Source organism: Ktedonobacter sp. SOSP1-52 (genome assembly GCF_016587395.1).
This window is the reverse complement of record NZ_BNJH01000001.1, coordinates 228,773-245,869: the sequence shown is the minus strand read 5'-3', so window position 1 is coordinate 245,869 and position 17,097 is coordinate 228,773. Positions and strand designations below refer to the sequence as shown.

The window sequence follows — 17,097 nt, the reverse complement described above, 5'->3', positions numbered from 1 at the left end:
CGAGCTTCACCGGGAATGTGTAAGAACCGAAGAGAGAGCAGGTTTTAAGGTGAAGAGTGAGCAATCGGCGCGAAGCATGAGCACTGGCGTGGAAGTGCCTGGGAAAACCGCTCCACATCTGGTGTGCTGGAATGGAGTGTTGTAAATAAAAACCCTGGCGAACTGGAACGATGCACAGCGGCCAGGGTGTCAATCACAGGATGTTGCGAGCAGATGCTGACGTTTATTGCTGAATACCTTGCAATGCTTTCTGTTTTGCCGCCATACGGGTACGCGCACTCTCTCTTTGTCCGATTGCTGGAATGAGAGGGAGAACCTTTCCCAGTCCAAACTTAGGCATATTATTGTAAACAGCCTCGTAGTGTCCAGCTGGAATGCGGTAGGTTTCGTGCCAGATCCCCACGTCACCATTGCTTCCAACCTGCCGATTAAATTCCCGCCAAGCTGGCAGATGGACCGCATCTCTGTTCCCCGCGTAGACCGCCAGGTCTTCGAACGAACGCCAGTACTGAACCATGAGTGTCGTGGGAAAGTTCAGCGTTGTTTCTATACCCAGCAAGCCCATCTCAGGATGCTCTTTCAACTCTTTCAGCATGCGTGTCATTGCAGCCGCTACTGGTACCCATTTTTGCACCTTCCACACATTATTGACACGCATGCCAATCAGAAACACCACCAGCTCTTGCTCGTTTGCAACGGTCACACGCTCTTTGATAAGCTTTGCCATAGGAATTTCCTTTTCCTTTTTGCTCTCTCTTTAGAACAGCAAACGCTTTCCGTACATTGTACGGTAAAACCCAAAATTTTTGACGCTATTTCAACTGTGCGACAAAAGCCTGAAATGCTCTTTCGTGGAGACGGTCTATATCTTCTGTGACTTGGCTCATCAATGTCAGCCGTAACATCGCTAAGCCATGCATGAGGGACCAACTGGCGTAAGCTAACTCTTGCCAACCGGCTCCACTTGCTGAACGAAACTCTCCAGACAGGAGGCCATCCTGAAGAATTTGAACCAATTGAGAATAGGCCGTGTTCTGCTCAACTTCGGTGAATGGGAATGGGGAGAGCGGTCTGTGATTGAACATCATCAGGTATAATTGTGGTTCTTGTAAGGCAAAATGCATATACACTTTACCAGCTTCCTGTAAACGCGACAGCGCCGTTGCTCCCTGAGTACCATGTTCCATGCGTGCCGTCAGGCGCTCAAAGCCCTCGTTCACTAATTCAGCAATAATTTCTTCTTTGCTAGAGAAGTACTCATAGAGGCCTGATGGACTATAATCGATGCGTTCGGCTATCTCGCGCATCGATAAAGCATCGACACCATGCTGCATCACAATCTGCATCGCCGCTTCCAGAATGGTTTCTCTGGTCCTGGCTCGCCTTTTCTCACGAGGACTCATCACTTTGGCATTCCTTCCCATTTCCGAACAGTGTACGGTAATAGTATATCCATCGATTTTCTTTGTTGTCAAGGGGGAAAGAACCCTCTTTTCAGAAAGCGCTCTTGTAGGGATGTGGTCTATAGAGCGTTCCAACAGCCAATCAGTCTGAGACGAGAAACTCAATTTACAACACTCTATTCCAGCACACCAGATGTGGAGCGGTTTTCCCAGGCACTTCCACGCCAGTGCTCATGCTTCGCGCCGATTGCTCACTCTTCACCTTAAAACCTGCTCGCTCTTCACCTTATACGGTAAACTTGAGACGAGGTCCTCCTACTGAGGACACTAGGAAGTGAGTCAACTTGCTAGGCTGGACTTGCTTGGGAAAGCGCATTTTCGCCACTCGGCTCGACCGATAAAATAAGAATGAGCTTCCCGGGCATGTTCCTGGACACCAATGATGATTGGAAGGACGCGCTTTGAGCGCCAAGTATAAGGACACGCATCCTCCAGGAATGTCTTGCCGAGAAAGAAAGGATTCTCCTATGTGGTTTGCCGGCATCGACTGGGCTGATAATCATCATGACGTCGTTGTGATTGACGCAGAGGGCCGCAAAGTCGCCCAGCTTCGGATCGAGCACACCCCACAAGGGGTGACGAAATTGGTGAACTTCTTGCGTGAAATTGCACCGCTCGACCAAATCGCCTGTATCATCGAAACCAAGCATGGCCTGCTCATCACCGCTTTGTTGGAGGCGAGAGTCCCTCTCTATCCTGTCAATCCAAAAACCATTGATTGCAGACGCGTAGCCTCTCGAGCCAAGACCGATCTGATTGATGCCTACTTGCTGGCCAAACATGGTCGCTCTGAGTTGCAGGATCTGCGGCGGTTGGAGCCCGATAGCCCGATCATTGCCGAACTCAAAGCCTTGACGCGTGATCAAGACACCTTGATCAAGATGCAAACCCGCCTGGTCAATCAACTGACTGCTTGTCTCAAAGCCTACTACCCCATAGCCTTGACGTTATTCACCAAGCTTCAGCAAAAGACGACGTTGGCTTTTTTGCTAACCTATCCTACACTCCAGGCCGCTCAGATGGCGACGCAAGAAGAGCTTTGCACTGTCCTCAAGCAGGCGGGTCATCCAATGTACAAGAAGGTAGCGGCTAGCATCTTTGAAGCTCTTCGTGAACCCAGTCTTCAAGCCGATTCGATCACCATTAAAACGAGGTCCCGCTTGATGCTAGCTCTGATGGCACAACTGCTCCCTTTGGTGGAGCAAATTGCAGCCTACGAGAAGGAGATTGCGCAGCTTTTTTTGACACATCCAGACAGCCAGATCTTTGAAAGTCTCCCTGGAGCTAGCAAACGGTTAGCTCCTCGTTTGTTGGCGGAATGGGGAGATGATCGCAAGCGGTATGCCAACCCAAACAGTATTCAGGCGCTGGCTGGAACCTCGCCAGTGCCCTTTGAGAGTGGCAACTACGCCAAAGTCCATCAGCGGCTTGCTTGCATCAAGCCACTTCGGAACGCTTTCTATCAATTTGCCTGGCAAAGTACCCAACAAGAAGCGTGGGCCAAGGACTACTACGAACGGAAGCGCAAGCAAGGCAAGAGCCATAGCATGGCTCTACGTGCTTTGGCAAACATTTGGGTACGCATCGTGTTTGCCATGTGGCAACGAGGCGAAACCTACCAACGGGAGACCTTTGAAGCTGCTCGAAAGCATCATGCTCCCAGAGCTGCTTAGAAGGGCTCGTCTTTGACGAGGTTAACCTGTCTCTTTTTTGACCTTGAACTGAGTATACTCCTATCAGATCATGCAAGCGGCGTGGGGCAGCCGCCTTGACACCACACTACCGCATGATACACTTCCTCATGCTCAGTTGAAGGAACTCCCGCTTTTCCCTGCTTCATGTCTTTACTCCATAATTTCTTCCTGGTGAGTTTTTAGGGCTTGACATAGAAGTTCTTATTTACCATTAGAACGGTTGAAAAGCTCTTATTTATACAGGTAAGCAAGCTCTATAGCTATTCGCACAGAGTGTGGCAGAAAAGTCGTTATTTTACAAAGGATTGTGAGCCAGAGAGCCACTATGATTCTGGAAAGGATGGATATTCATCTTTTACAACATATATGATATCTTGTACCCTTGTGTTTGGCTAGCGCTTGGCTTTGATCTTCTCCTTCAAAATTCCTCATAATTTTACCCGTCAAGGTACTGCTAGAACTCAAAAATATCGTGAGATCGTACTATTTTCTGCCTTTTAAAAACAACATCTTTAAAGGCGCTGTTAAAAACAGATTGGTAAAATACACTAGGTTCATGGAAAACTACCTTAATATCCCTGATATCCCAAATTGCGTTACTGTTAGTGAAGCAGCAAAAACTCTTGGGCTTGCATATAAAACTGTCTATGAATACGTTACTGAAGGCCGTCTTCCAGCTGTTAAAGCTGGTCGCAACTATTTGATCCTTAAAGCAGATGTTGAAAAGTTTCAACCTAATGTTGCTGGTCGACCTCGGAAAAAGGTTCCTATTTGGCGTATTTCTTCAAATGACAATCCTCTTTTTTCGATATTTATAAAGGTTCATCCAAAAGATGGAATGTCCAATCTTTTAATACAAAGACTTGAGCATATACGAAAAAGTAAACAGCATCTTTTCCCTGGCACTATTGGCCGATATATAATTGCCGCAAACACCCAACCCGAAGAACTCCATATTTTATTGATTTGGAAAGAGTCTGAAGCTCCTGAAGAGGAAGATAGAGAGCGAGTATTAGAAGCATTTCGCTATGAATTGCGTGATGTGTTGGATTGGGGCTCAGCGCAGTATTTCACCGGAAAAGTTTTGATGCACACCTAGTTGTCGAACTCGGCCTTTTTCTTGCGCAGAAGAGAAATTTTCTATGTTAAAAACCGATTCGCTCATTTTGAATTTTAAAAAAGGAAGTCTATTGTGAGCTAGGTGATTTTTGAAAGAATTTTTTTTGGTTAGCCATAAAGGCTGTAGGACGCTGTGTGTGCCTGGGTAAGAAAAGGAAGTGCTCAATGGCTCAGATGTATCCTCCTTTGTTTGATGAGGATGTTCAGTCTTCAGCAGAAAGACGTTTATATGAGGCTTTTGCACGCGAATTAGGCGATGAATGGGTTGTTTTTCACCACGTGAAATGGATTGGCACTGACCACATGGGGCGACCTCGTGATGGCGAAACAGATTTTGTTGTCGCAAATGCACGTATTGGCGTGCTTGTGATTGAGGTAAAGGGAGGCAGCATTCGTTTCGATTCAAGTACTGGGCATTTTATCAGTACGAATCGATTTGGAGATCATGATATTAAGGATCCTTTTGAGCAAGCTATGAAATGTAAAAAGGATCTTCTTGAAAAAGTGCGTAATATGCGAGGGTGGCCGAGAGAGCGTGTGCTTATTGGTCATGTTGTTGCTTTCCCTGATATGGTCGTCCCCCCTTCGGCAAATATGTTTCGAGCAAATGCTCCCCATGATATTATCATAGACGCAATGGATCTAGTGAATTTGGAGGCGAGATTAAGGCGTGCCTATCACTTTTGGCTCCAGCAATCCTCTCCCTCAAATCAGCCTGATAGGGCTCCAGGATCTGGTGGCATTAATGCGTTGATTGCTGCTCTTTATCAACCTGGTCGCATTCGCAATCCCTTGTTAGCAGAAAGCCTTCGTGCCGATGAGCAAGCTCTTATTCAACTTACTGAAAAGCAATTTGGGTATTTACGTTTTATACGTAGTCACCGCAGGGCTGCTATTGCAGGGTGCGCTGGGTCGGGTAAAACCTTTCTTGCCGTGGAGAAAGCACGCCAGCTTGCTGAAGATGAACAGAAGAAAGTCCTCTTTACCTGCTATAATCAGTTATTAGCTCATCATATAGGTGAGGAGCTAGAGTATAAGAAAATTTTCGATGTTTTTGATTTTCATCATTTATGCGTTTCTCTTGGTAGAGAAGCAGGTGAGCGTATTTTGTATCAAGAAGATGCTTCTCCTGAGTATTTTAACGTTTTTTTGCCTACCCTACTTATGGAAGCCGCTGATGCTTTAGGATCGCGTTACGATGCTATCATTGTTGATGAGGGGCAGGATTTTAGGTCTGAGTGGTGGGAAGCGTTGCAGTGGCTGTCGCATGACCCTCAAAATGGTTATATGTATATATTTTTTGATGATAACCAACGTATTTATCCGGATCGCGCCTCTATTCCTTTAGACCATCCCCCTTATCATTTAGATGAAAATTGCCGCAACACACAAAAGATTGCTGAAGTTGTGAAGCAATTCTACACAGGGCCCTATCATCCAAAGGCTTTAGGACCACAAGGAATTCCAATAGAGGTTAATTTCTATACTGATCCTCAGGATGAAAAGGAACAACTGAGGCGCCTCCTTCACAAGCTTACTGCTGATCGCGGTTTTACTCACGACCAAATTACTGTCTTGAGCGCACGAGGAATACAATCGAGTAAAATATTGAATCAAAGTTTTGGAAATGTGCAACTGGTTGATAGTCAGCCTTTGAACGCCGGCCAAATTTTTGCAACAACTATTCGCCGTTTTAAAGGCCTCGAGAACACTGTCGTTGTTCTGTGTGAGATTGATCAATCGGCATCTGCCGATGAGATAAACGCTTTGATGTATGTTGGCGCTTCAAGGGCCAAAATGAGTTTAATTGTGTTCCTCGCTCTCGATGCCCCTCAAGAGATCGTTAGTTCATTTCGCCGTTTTATGTCTACTTGAAAAGGTGTGGCTATAAAGCGTTTGCTTGAAATAGGCGAGAAGGGATTCACTTTATATGGAGAAGTCCTAATTTTGATAGGGAGAAGCAGGTATAAATGGGGAATAAGTTTGAGGCGCTTAAGGAGTATGCGTTATCTCAGGGGTGGGATTTTGTAGAAGGTAAGTCTATTCCCTATGGGGAACAGATTATTATTCGTTCGCATCCATCATATCATGCAGTAGTAGATTTTTATCCTAAGAATGGTCGTATGGTAATTGGCGGTCCAGTATCGCCACTTAAAATGTCTTTAACAACGTGGTATCGGGAGCGTGTGACGGCAGAGCTGGCTCAAAAAAAACTTCTCGCTAATAATGATGTGGCATCTAATGAAGGATCCCCTACAATTTCCGATGTCCAGCTGGGTATTGATGAGTCAGGCAAAGGAGACTGGTTTGGCCCTCTAGTTGTAGCAGCGGTTTTAGTTACTAAAGAAAATCAAATGCTACTGTATAATCTGGGGGTACGTGATAGTAAAAAACTCTCCTTGCCTCGAATTTTAGAGCTAGATGAAAAGATTCGACAACTAATACCCGAAAAACAATATTTTGTCAACGTTCTCAGTCCAGAATTGTATAATACTCAATACGAAAATTTTCGCAATGTTAATGTACTTTTAGCGGATTTATACGCTCAGACCGCTAAACAAGTTTGGCAGGCCTCTCCCGCTTCAGTGATTATGTGCAATCAATTTTCACAGAAAACTGACCGCCTTGAGAATGCCTTTGCTCAGCAAGGTCTACCCAAACCGGCTCAATTCCAGGAAGCAGGGGAGACAAGTATTGCAGTAGCTGCAGCATCTATCCTTGCCAATGCCGCTTTCATGAGAGCATTGCAGGACTATGGATTTGCAGTAGGAATAGAGGAAGGTCTTCCTAGAGGAGCATCCGATATTGTCAAGTTGCGATCTGTTGCTTCACACATCCTTCAGAAGTATGGTTTGTCTACGCTCAGAATGCATGCTAAGATGCATTTTGCACCTATACAAGATATCGTCAAGGGCAATGTAACATTACCTAATACGACACTAACGAGCCCAGCAGAAATTGTGACGACAGCAGATTCTGTAGATCTCTCTCTTCCTGCGTGGAGACTTGATTATCACCCTAGCGGTTTTTACCGTTTCACTTTTATCGATGGCGGAATATTAGATTGGAATGCGTACTCTACAGGAAAGTTAGTTGTGAGAGGTAAATTACAGACCAAATCTTACAAAACTTTTAAAGAAATTGCTGATGGAATTATCTATCGTTCCCCAAATGGTAACACTGGCATTCCTAGATCGTTAGAGTCTCTCAAGGGGAGGGTGTCTGAAGTATTCCCTGATTTTCATATACATATTTCTAAGGTATTTGGCATTGGTTGGAGGCAAAAGCGTGGGATTGGTGGTGAACGATTTGATTTTACCGACGGCGGTGTTTTATGGTATTACCCAAGTACAGGAACCTTGACAATCCAGGGGAAGCCTTCTGACCGCGCTAACATTGCGCTGCGCGAAATAGCAGAGATAACGTGGGAAAGTATAGATAGCCTTCTAAATACGTTAAAGAGAGTCTTTCCTGATTGGGAGCTAGGACAACACGAGGAGTCGCTCTTTACTACAGAAGCTAAACATGAAGATTGGGTTGCTGTTGAAAACGCTCTTGACTGGGAAACTTACTGGCCAGGGTCCTGTGAAAGGCGACTAGCTGCGAACGGAAAAAGCCCCTGCCAGCAGGAATTTATAGCAGACTGGGCTTCAATCCTTATACATCATCAAAACTACAGCCATTTATTCGCTCAAGCCCCTACTGGGATTGGCAAAACTTTGTCTGCTCTTATTCCTGCCCTAGCGTGGGTTGCAAAAGCTCCTCATAACCGTCGTATTTATTATCTTGTTAACCGTGTTGCCCAACATGACAACCCTATACGTGAGATACAAAAGCATTTAGCGCCGATATTTGGCCAAAGGACGGGACAGCCACTTCGTGTGATCGACCTAGTTGGGCGAAGCCAATGGTGTCTTTTCCCCGAGTCAAAGCAATTAACGGATGTATGCAAGCAGTCAAAGATCAAGGCCACCTGGGAAATGCTGCCTTCGTACCATGCTTCATGGACGGAAGTTGAAGCTCATTTGAAGCAAAAAGGCAGGATATGCCCGTACCATACGCTCCAGGAGTTGATGCCTCAGGCCCACATAATTATCTGTGATTATTGGTGGCTCTTTTCACAGGCCGCACAAGGAAAAGCGTTGGCAGATAGAGCCGGATTTTCTGTACAAGATAGTATTTTGATTGTCGATGAAGCTCATAATTTGCCAGAGCGCATCCGAGAAGAGGGGCGTATAGATATTTCCGTGGGCAAATTTGAGGAAGTAATTCGCCGTGTGTCGAATCCTCTTGTTTCAGAGTTATTGAAGCGTGCCTTTGACCGAGTTAAAGAGGCTCCCTTCGATAAAAGCATGTTGCCATCTCAACTTCTACAAGCATGTGGAGGAAGAGAGATGGTTCAGCAAGCACTTGATTTCCTCGATGGAGAGGACGCTGAGGCAGAGGGTAACAGTATTCCTGTGCCATCGCGCATCCTTAGGATGTTACTCCAACCGGATGAAAAAGTGGTGATTTACCATGCTGAATCATCAGAAGATCAAAAATCGAGACTAGTTTTCCGGTTAGTAGATGTTACTAATATACTACAAGCGGGTTACAGCCGTGTTAACGCAAGTGTAAGCATGTCCGGCACTCTGGCCGCCCCTTCCGACAGTGCCAAAGAATTGTACTATCAATTGCCACTCTTTGGTTTGCCGATAAAGAAGACGCTACCACGCGTATACGCATCCCCTTTCCCGTTGGTACACCAGCGATGGATCTATTCTCCCAACACTGTTGGGAGTTATAAAAAGCGCAATGAATTCTTAGGTGGCTATGCTGCTCACATAAAAGAAATTGGCCAGGTAACTCCGGGTGTTACAGTGGTTTTTTTTAGCAGCTATGAGTTTTTGCGGCAGGTGCGAGTTCTCATAGAAGATAAGAGCGAACAGGAATTAATCGTAGAGGAGAGGCCGCCAGAAAGGGAAGAGGCAGAAAACGCAGTTCCTATTGAGGATCAATTACGCATCCTTGTCAGAAAACACGATCGGGCTTACCTCTTTGCCATATATACAGGGAAAGTTGCAGAAGGCACAAATTTCTCCGGAAACCTTATCAAGACAGTAATTTGTGTCTCCCTTCCCTTTGAACGCATGGAACTGTATCACCAACGCTTAGAGGCTTTATACTCAGAACGTTTTGCTGTAGTTGCTCAAGAATTGGGCGGAGATGTGGCCAAGAAAGCCAGTGAATATGCGAGGGAGAGGACAGCTCTCTCGTTAATTTTGCAGGCATGCGGAAGAGGTATTAGAAGCGAAAGTGATCGATGTGTCTTTGTTTTTCTCGATCGGAGGTATGGCGCATCCTTGCCATATAACAAATTGAGCTTACGCAGGTTTTTGGAACCAAGGCCATTTAATCTTCATTTGCCTAAAGAAACGGTCAAATTATTTCATTCCCTGAGTATGGGTGAGAATACTGGATCCAGTGGAGATGAGTGGGATGAAGCCTTAATGACTAGATATAAATAGAGGAGTATCCCTTGATGAGAGATGCAGAGATTCAGTCTCATGTGCTTGCTACTTTAGAGAAGCTTGAGGCACAACAAATTAATGTCGGACTCTATTCCACTCATGTTACACCAGAATCCGTTTTTTCTGAACTTAATGGTTCCCGAGATTCTGAACGTAAGAGCTCGTCGGATGAGCTATCGAATCTGTCTCTTGAAGAGGTTGATGAGATACTACGCCTCTTAGTTATTAAAGGGGAAGTAATTGAATGGAGGCAAAATTATTTTCGATCTCGTGTTGCTGAGATGGTACGTCTCTTACGCTTATTACGACAGCGCTTTTGGAAACAAGAGAAGAGAAGCGATCTTTTTAAAGACGCCCCCCTGCTTATTGAGGATATCCGTGTAGAGTTCCGTAAGCGTGTTCGTCCTACAAGGACGGTAGATTTGAGAGGTGCAATTCCTCCTGGTTTGCAATTTGAAGATGCATTCTTACATTCTGCCGGTTTTGAAAAAGTGAGCGCATTTCAAGCTAAGTCCCTCAACGAAATTTTCTCTTGTGCTCAGCAAGGAAATACAAGTAATCAATCATTCATTGTGGCTGGAGATACGGGGGCTGGCAAGACGGAAGCTTTTCTTTTTCCCATTCTCTTAGATATTGCTCATGAGCCGGAATCGCTACGATCAAGGCAGGGGGTACGTGCTGTTTTAGTGTATCCACGCATTCGTTTGGCCAGAAACCAGCTTACTCGGCTTCTCAAATACACCACACGTTTTCAAGAGAAGGATGGCCCACGTATCACATTAGGTATTCAAAACAGTAATGTACCAGATAATGCCCAAAAATTCAAAGAAGAAGGATGGAAGTCTGAAAAGCGCGGCGACCAAACATTTTACCGGGTAGAGTTACTCGAAAAGTGTGCTCGTTGTGGGAAGGGGAAATATTGGGTAAATGAAGAAGATCCCGATATTGATAGGGGTTGCCCAACATTGCAGTGCGACAACGGAATGTGTAACCACACTATTCGCTCTCTCTATATTACGCATGAGGCATTGAAGAAGAATGCTCCACATATTCTTATCATTACGGATATCTCTTTAAGTCAATGGCTTTCTCGCGAAGAGTACAGCCATTTGTGGGGTCTATGGGTAGAAAATCCATCCCAGGATAATGTTGGGCCTACTGTTCCCCCACGCTATCTTGTCCTTGATGAAGTTCACCTCTATGAGCAATTAAGAGGAGCTCATATTTCACGCCTCATCAAGCGTTTCCAAGCTCGAGTCAGGTTAGTGTATAAGCATACAGGCGAACCTCAACGCTATCCTCTGGTGATTGGAGTCTCTGCGACGCTTCAGAACGAAGTCGCATTTCTTGCCAAGTTACTAGATATAGAAGATCATAATAATACACAGCTAAGATGCATCAAACCTCAGAAGGGCGATACTGAAGATACAGATGGTCGAGAGCGCTACATCTTTATTTATCCTCGAAATCTTTCTCCAACACCTGAAAAAGCAGATTTCCGGGTTACTGATCAGACTGCTGCTATCCAAATTGTTATGGCCGCAATACACAATTTGATGACTAAGCCAGATGCTGTAACACTTAATCCAGTGTCTAAACAACGTAAGGCATGGAGGGGTTTAGCATTTTTCGACTCTATCAATGATCTGAGGCAGTTCCGATATAATTACGGCTCTTCCTCTGATCCTGCTCCTTCTTATATTCCCGGAATAAGTCAGCAGGCTTCCGCCAACCAGGATGAGCTTTGGCGAATTCGTACAGATCGCAAAAAAGAGGGACGGCATTTAGAAGATTTATGTGGTATGGGATGCGACCAGCGCCTGAAAGAGGCTACTTTGCACGAATGCCCCCATTTCCTCGATGGAGATTGCTGGATTTTTGCAAAGTTACATGGGTGTAATCAACAATTAAACGTCGCTGACCCTGTTTATGCAAATGCAACAGCATCATTACTTGATGATAAAGACTTAATCCCCGCGTCGCCGTCTCTAGAAGTGGGTTACGATGATGATGCTATCCAACTAGTGTATCAGCATAAAGCTCCTCCGAATGCTGCTAGCTTTATTCAAAGAAGAGGACGAGCCGGCCGTGATCCTAATGATTCTCCAATAATTATTACATTGCTTTGGCCGTACAGGCATAAAGATGCTTTTTACTTTTTTCATCCAGAGGCTTTGTACGCTCCTACGTTTGATGACGTACCGCTCAATGCGAGTAACTTTAATGTTCAGCGTACACACATTCTACTAGCATTCTTTGATTTATTGGCGTGTTGGCGTCGGCAAAATATTAATAATGTACGCGGCAACCCTCAAATCCCTAACTTCACGAAAGCTGGAAAGCATTATTTTCGCCTAGGGGAAGATGTAGTACGTGAAAAAAGATGGTTTGCAGAGAACACTGATAATACAACATTAATTCTTACTTTGACTCAGACAAGAGAACAACTTAAATTTAAACGCGGTCAGCTTAAGTGGATACGAGAAGAGGGTAACGATATTTTTATGGCTGGCTGGTTGGCCATGGATAAAAAACTCCTTCCACATGTTCTCAAGCCCGCATGGAATGCGTTGAATAGCCAAGGAGACTTTAACCAGTATATAGAGGATACAGAGATTGTCAGCAAAAATTTTCTCTTAGATCCGACCTATAATCCATTTTATCTATCTCCCTTATCGGATGAGAAAAGTAAGCTCCCTGTTCGGTTACTAAATCAATTCGCAAAACCAAACTGGCATTTAAGCAATGATCGAGAAAGAGATAACTGGATCAGAACCTATAAACATGTTGATTGGATGTTGCAAGAGAACCAAGAGGCAACAACCCTTACTGTTCATTACCCCGATCCAGAGAAAGATCCACTAGAGGAAAACGATCTGCTAACGGTAGATGTCGCCTTTGCCTTAACCGAACTTCTACCAGGAAACGTTTCATATCGCTTACGCGAGAGGAAAGCGATACACTGGACTCCTGTTCCCTTAGATGGTCAATCCACTTTTCTTTATCCTCAAAAAGAGATAACTGAATCGGACAATTCTGACGAAGAAAATCGAAAAGAGGATGATGAGACTTATCTCCCCGATATTCAAAAGGATATTGCGACCCAACCCGATAGTATGTTTGGCGTTTCTCAATTCATCTATGAGCGCTTTCGCCGCTTGCAATTTATGACGTTAAAGCGATTGCGTGTAAAAAGCTTTAGCCCGCCGGATAAATCACATAGTCCAAATTGGGTGTTTGTTCCGACCAAAACCAATTCTGATACAAGAGAACATACTGATGGGTATGCGCTTGACATAAATGAGCCTAATACTATTAAACCCAAAGGCTCGTTCCCTATCTCTAGAAGCTCATCAGCACGGGCAAATTCTATCATTATCCCCTTTGCTCCTACTGATCCTATAAGAGAAGCTGCATCCGAGTTGAACTTTTCTCACCCTTTGAATCGCGTTTTCAGCAGCATATTAGGATTTAAACGCGGGGGGAATGCCCTTCCGGGGTTTTACCGGGTCTACTACGATATGCATATCGATATAAAAGGAGAGCGAAGAGAGCACGTAGCGAGAATCCATCGCTATTTCTATCCCCCAGAGAGAGAAAGAGACGAAACGAGCCAGCTAAAGCCTATTCTTGTTGGTTATTCTGTCAAGACTCAAGCTATTTATTTTTATGTCAATCCTGATCTTTTGGAGGAGACGGTCAATAAGGTTTTGGAAGACACAAGTCTGCGCCTTTCTATGCGCCGCAATTTTGCCATTTACTGTATTGCTCCCAAGTCGGCTGAGTGGGAGCTTTTTATCCAGACACAGCTTGACTGGACCGAAGTAGCTGTGGATTATTGGCTCCATGAGGTGGCTGTGCTCGAAGGCCCTCCTCGTCTACTTGACGCAGATTTAGACCTTAACCCGCTTGTTTCATACTACAGGACTCATCGTATTGCACGGGAAAGAGAAGTTGAACATTTTCAAGAGTTCCTCGAGAGAAACACCGCCTTCTTCAGCGATTTAAATAGTGTATTAGAAAGAGCTTTTCACCAGAAAAACCAACAGGAATTCAGAGCATTTGTAACTAGTGTCATATTACACAGTTTCAGTACACTGCTCAAAAATCTTGTGGCTCGCTTAGGAGGTGTTGATAGCGACTCGCTCATCGCTTATGCTGATCTTCCTATACTCGAGCTTGTCGATAACACCAACATTCCACGTATTCTCATTATGGATACGGTCGAAGGGGGAGCCGGTGGAATCACCCAAGCTTTTGAGCGCCTAGATGTACAAGACGCTTCTGAAACCTCTCTCTATTGGACCCTTGTAACTGAATTAGGCAGATGCCCCATTGGCGAAGGAGAGGATCTTATTCGCACGGCACTTGCAAAAGCGTCCATAGAGCAGATTATAGAAGTTCAACGCGCACTGACTTCTGGTAATTTAGAGGAAACGGTGCAACTGTTTTTAAAAAAGCTAGGGTTTAAGTACAAGCCGTCAAAAGAGGCAACGAGAATGCTGGGGCGCATGCTCTTTAAAAGAGTTGATGTTGCTGACAAACAGTCTGTTAACCCTACACTGGTTTTGAAAGAACTTTTTACTGTGCAGGAACTCTTAGAAATGCAAGTTCCTGGTAATGTTGATCGAAGGGCTACTATTTTACACGCAGTTCGATATCTTGATAAAGCGACATTGCCGTCTATTTATCAGTTCTATGAAGCATTGCAAATAGCTGGGGTTGCACAAAACGATTTAAGGCATGAATTGGCTTTGCAACTTCTTGGTCTTTACAAACATACATGTGAAGATGGTTGCCCAGTTTGTCTGAGTGCAAGCAGTGATATCGAGCATATTTACCTCGCGCCACGTTTGAATTCGCGCCGTGTTTTAAAGAAATTGAGAGAAATACTTTTTACGTCTCGTTCAGGGGGACAAAGTGTCATTGAGATACAAGAGCCTCTTTTAGAAGAAAATCTTGCATCCATCTATGCAGATCCAGGAGAGCTTGGCGATCACCTTAATACTTCCCTCGGTATTGGTATTGTATCAAATGTTAATGACGAGGGATATGTTGAAGGAACTTCCGTAATCGTAGTAAACCCTGAGCAAACTCAGGCCTTCTTTGTTACAGGAGACTGGGAAAAGCACTGGAAGGAAAAACCATTTCAAACACCTCTTGAAGTCAAAATTCGCTCGAAAGTTGAATACAAGATAGCTCTTATGCTCGAGAAGGAAAATATCCTTTATGAACATGAACCACGTATCCCTTACCGGACGGAGGAAAATATCACAAGTTATATTCATCCTAGTTTCTTTCTGTATGAATATAACTTGTATATTGAGTATTGGGGGCGCGAAGAAGCGGAATATATCGAGTCAAAGACCTTAAAGGAAAGGGTTTATGCAAATCTCAAACAACACAGGAATTTGCAAGTTCTTTTCCTGACAGCTGAGGATATTGAGCAAGACACTTTTATGTCAAAAATCCAAGAGAGAATAAAGGCATAAAGCCTAAGGAGGTTTTTGATTCTGTGTTAGAAAGTAGAATGGGAAATTGTGGTATTTTACAAGCTGGAAGGGCAATAAATGGAAGTATAATGGTTGTGTATGAGCTGAGCAACAGTTGGTAATATCATCACTATATGCACCTTATTGAAGCACTTCATGGCCTTGGGTACATGTTGCACGCTATATACTTATGTGCCTCTACCTGGAGTCTCGCATTCAAGATGGTCATCACAATTTGAGCATGGTTAGAGGAGAAACTCAATAACAGATCTTCCTAATGGAAGGCCGTGAAGCAATCGCTAAAGCGTGTTGAGAGAAACCTGAACGATATCTCTCCCAGAGAGTTAAATCTCGTCAGCAATTTACCTCTACTGTCAGTAGAAGACGCTATTATCACTTTGGCTTTGCAAGTGAATGCCAAATCGGTCGACCTGTTTAATGAGTCGTTGAAGCCCTCTTTTTATCTGGTTTGCCTTCTCCTGTAATCCATTAGATATGGATATCTAGTACAGGTGGGCAGAAATATCTTTGAGATCAAACATCAACAGTAAGACCTTGATATATCCACTTGAATGGATGAGCCATAGTCCGATTGTAGTAAGCAACGAAAGCCAGAATCTGTTGTTTGAGATCATCCAGCGTACGGAAATTTCCTCGCTTGAGCAATTTGCGCACCAGGATGCTGAGCCAGATTTCCACCTGATTCATCCAGGAAGCATGCTTAGGAGTGTAAGAGAAAACTATCGTGTGTGTGGGATTGTGCAGGAAGGCCGCGCGGGTGGCCATGGACAGGAGGATGCCACTCTTGCCTTTGGTGCCTAAGGTTTCCTGCTCGATGCCTTCCCGTTCGGCAATCCAACGCACCAACGACTCGGACTGATGCGTATTGAGGTTATCGACCAGGATATGCCATTTGGTTGCCGCAGGATCACTTGTAATGAGGCGTTGAAGGTGGGCAAGGCAGTCTTCCTCATTGCGAGTAGGTCCCCACGAGGGTTCAATTACTTGTCCGGTCACCACATCGAAATTGAAAAACCAGGAAAGCGTTCCATGCCGGAGATACTCGAATTCACGCCGAAGCACATGCCCAGCGGTCATTGGTAAATCGGGGTGCAACCGCTCCAACGCTTGCACTCCTGTCAACTCATCCATGCTGATGGTCCGCTCTCCCTGCTTTGCCCGTTCTTGCGCCGTCAGATAGAGGTGACATCCCTCACAAATCTTCTCCTCGCGTTGCGGATCGGCGACTTCCGTCAGCCAATAGCGGAACCGGTGCGGTTGAAAGCCCCCTTTTTGAGGAGGCGAGCTGCATGCCGTCGCGAGATCTGCTCCACAATCCCTCGCCGAACCAGTTCGTCCGCAATTTCTCGCCCAGTCCACTGACTGATCGGGCGCCCTGACTGGCCTGGCGCTTCGCAGGCGAGCGCCTCCATCTGACAGCGTTGCGCAGCGCTGATGCGCGCAGGAACGCCTGGACGGGGAGCATCAGCTAAGCGCTCCTCAACAGTTCGATCGGTGATCTTGATGGCTTGCTGAGCGACCCAACGACCTCGCCACAAGCGCACCGTTTCCACACTGGTGGACAACTCATGTGCAATAGTCGCATTGCTTTTGCCTTCCGATGCTTCCAGCACTACCCGTGCTCGCAACACCACTTGCTGCGCACTGCTATGCCGCTTGGTGAGACGCACCAATGCCGCTCGTTCTTCTTGCGTCAACACCACAGGGATCGCTTGCTTTGGCATGCGCATTCCTGCCTTTCTCGTTGTTCTCTTCCTTCCATTACTTCGATATGTCCCAGAGATGAGTGCTCTTC

General features: G+C 45.2%; 9 protein-coding genes. 5 read left to right on the top strand and 4 right to left on the bottom strand.

Annotation, left to right across the window (positions count from 1 at the left end):
• Positions 1-223 precede the first annotated feature (223 nt).
• The gene (locus JMJ16_RS01090; protein WP_201377748.1) at positions 224-727 is read right to left on the bottom strand and encodes a DUF4188 domain-containing protein; all 504 of its coding nucleotides are present in this window, start codon (positions 725-727) and stop codon (positions 224-226) included.
• 85 nt (positions 728-812) lie between these two features.
• A complete protein-coding gene (locus JMJ16_RS01085) occupies positions 813-1,403 on the bottom strand; it encodes a TetR/AcrR family transcriptional regulator (RefSeq protein WP_201377747.1) in 591 nt (196 codons plus the stop codon).
• 527 nt (positions 1,404-1,930) lie between these two features.
• On the opposite strand from JMJ16_RS01085, the gene JMJ16_RS01080 reads away from it, so the two are divergent.
• The 5 genes from JMJ16_RS01080 (at position 1,931) to JMJ16_RS01060 (ending at position 15,281) form a co-directional block, all read left to right on the top strand.
• On the top strand, positions 1,931-3,136 hold the full coding sequence (locus JMJ16_RS01080) for an IS110 family transposase (protein ID WP_201377746.1): 1,206 nt from the start codon (positions 1,931-1,933) through the stop codon (positions 3,134-3,136).
• A 577-nt stretch (positions 3,137-3,713) separates the two neighbouring features.
• Positions 3,714-4,256 (top strand): helix-turn-helix domain-containing protein, encoded by a 543-nt coding sequence (locus tag JMJ16_RS01075; protein WP_201377745.1) that lies wholly within the window; start codon positions 3,714-3,716, stop codon positions 4,254-4,256.
• Between the two features lie 185 nt (positions 4,257-4,441).
• A complete protein-coding gene (locus tag JMJ16_RS01070) occupies positions 4,442-6,151 on the top strand; it encodes a nuclease-related domain-containing DEAD/DEAH box helicase (RefSeq protein ID WP_201377743.1) in 1,710 nt (569 codons plus the stop codon).
• A gap of 95 nt (positions 6,152-6,246) precedes the next feature.
• Entirely contained in the window at positions 6,247-9,786 is a 3,540-nt protein-coding gene (locus JMJ16_RS01065) for a helicase C-terminal domain-containing protein (protein WP_201377741.1), read from the top strand.
• Positions 9,787-9,800: 14 nt separating this feature from the next.
• Positions 9,801-15,281: a DEAD/DEAH box helicase gene (locus JMJ16_RS01060; RefSeq protein ID WP_201377739.1), complete on the top strand. Its 5,481-nt coding sequence runs from the start codon at positions 9,801-9,803 to the stop codon at positions 15,279-15,281.
• Between the two features lie 534 nt (positions 15,282-15,815).
• Here the strand turns inward: JMJ16_RS01060 and JMJ16_RS53480 are convergent.
• Complete coding sequence (locus JMJ16_RS53480) at positions 15,816-16,433, bottom strand: transposase (RefSeq protein ID WP_236601104.1); 618 nt, start codon at positions 16,431-16,433, stop codon at positions 15,816-15,818.
• Positions 16,434-16,534: 101 nt separating this feature from the next.
• Positions 16,535-17,026, bottom strand: a complete 492-nt coding sequence (locus JMJ16_RS53475; RefSeq protein WP_236601103.1) for a helix-turn-helix domain-containing protein — start codon at positions 17,024-17,026, stop codon at positions 16,535-16,537.
• Between the last annotated feature and the right edge of the window lie 71 nt (positions 17,027-17,097).

What these genes read in the sequence shown, in the direction of transcription:
- JMJ16_RS01090 (WP_201377748.1), bottom strand. Translation starts at nt 727, where the DNA reads ATGGCAAAGCTTATCAAAGAGCGTGTGACCGTTGCAAACGAGCAAGAG.
- JMJ16_RS01085 (WP_201377747.1), bottom strand. Translation starts at nt 1,403, where the DNA reads ATGAGTCCTCGTGAGAAAAGGCGAGCCAGGACCAGAGAAACCATTCTG.
- JMJ16_RS01080 (WP_201377746.1), top strand. Translation starts at nt 1,931, where the DNA reads ATGTGGTTTGCCGGCATCGACTGGGCTGATAATCATCATGACGTCGTT.
- JMJ16_RS01075 (WP_201377745.1), top strand. Translation starts at nt 3,714, where the DNA reads ATGGAAAACTACCTTAATATCCCTGATATCCCAAATTGCGTTACTGTT.
- JMJ16_RS01070 (WP_201377743.1), top strand. Translation starts at nt 4,442, where the DNA reads ATGGCTCAGATGTATCCTCCTTTGTTTGATGAGGATGTTCAGTCTTCA.
- JMJ16_RS01065 (WP_201377741.1), top strand. Translation starts at nt 6,247, where the DNA reads ATGGGGAATAAGTTTGAGGCGCTTAAGGAGTATGCGTTATCTCAGGGG.
- JMJ16_RS01060 (WP_201377739.1), top strand. Translation starts at nt 9,801, where the DNA reads ATGAGAGATGCAGAGATTCAGTCTCATGTGCTTGCTACTTTAGAGAAG.
- JMJ16_RS53480 (WP_236601104.1), bottom strand. Translation starts at nt 16,433, where the DNA reads ATGGATGAGTTGACAGGAGTGCAAGCGTTGGAGCGGTTGCACCCCGAT.
- JMJ16_RS53475 (WP_236601103.1), bottom strand. Translation starts at nt 17,026, where the DNA reads ATGCCAAAGCAAGCGATCCCTGTGGTGTTGACGCAAGAAGAACGAGCG.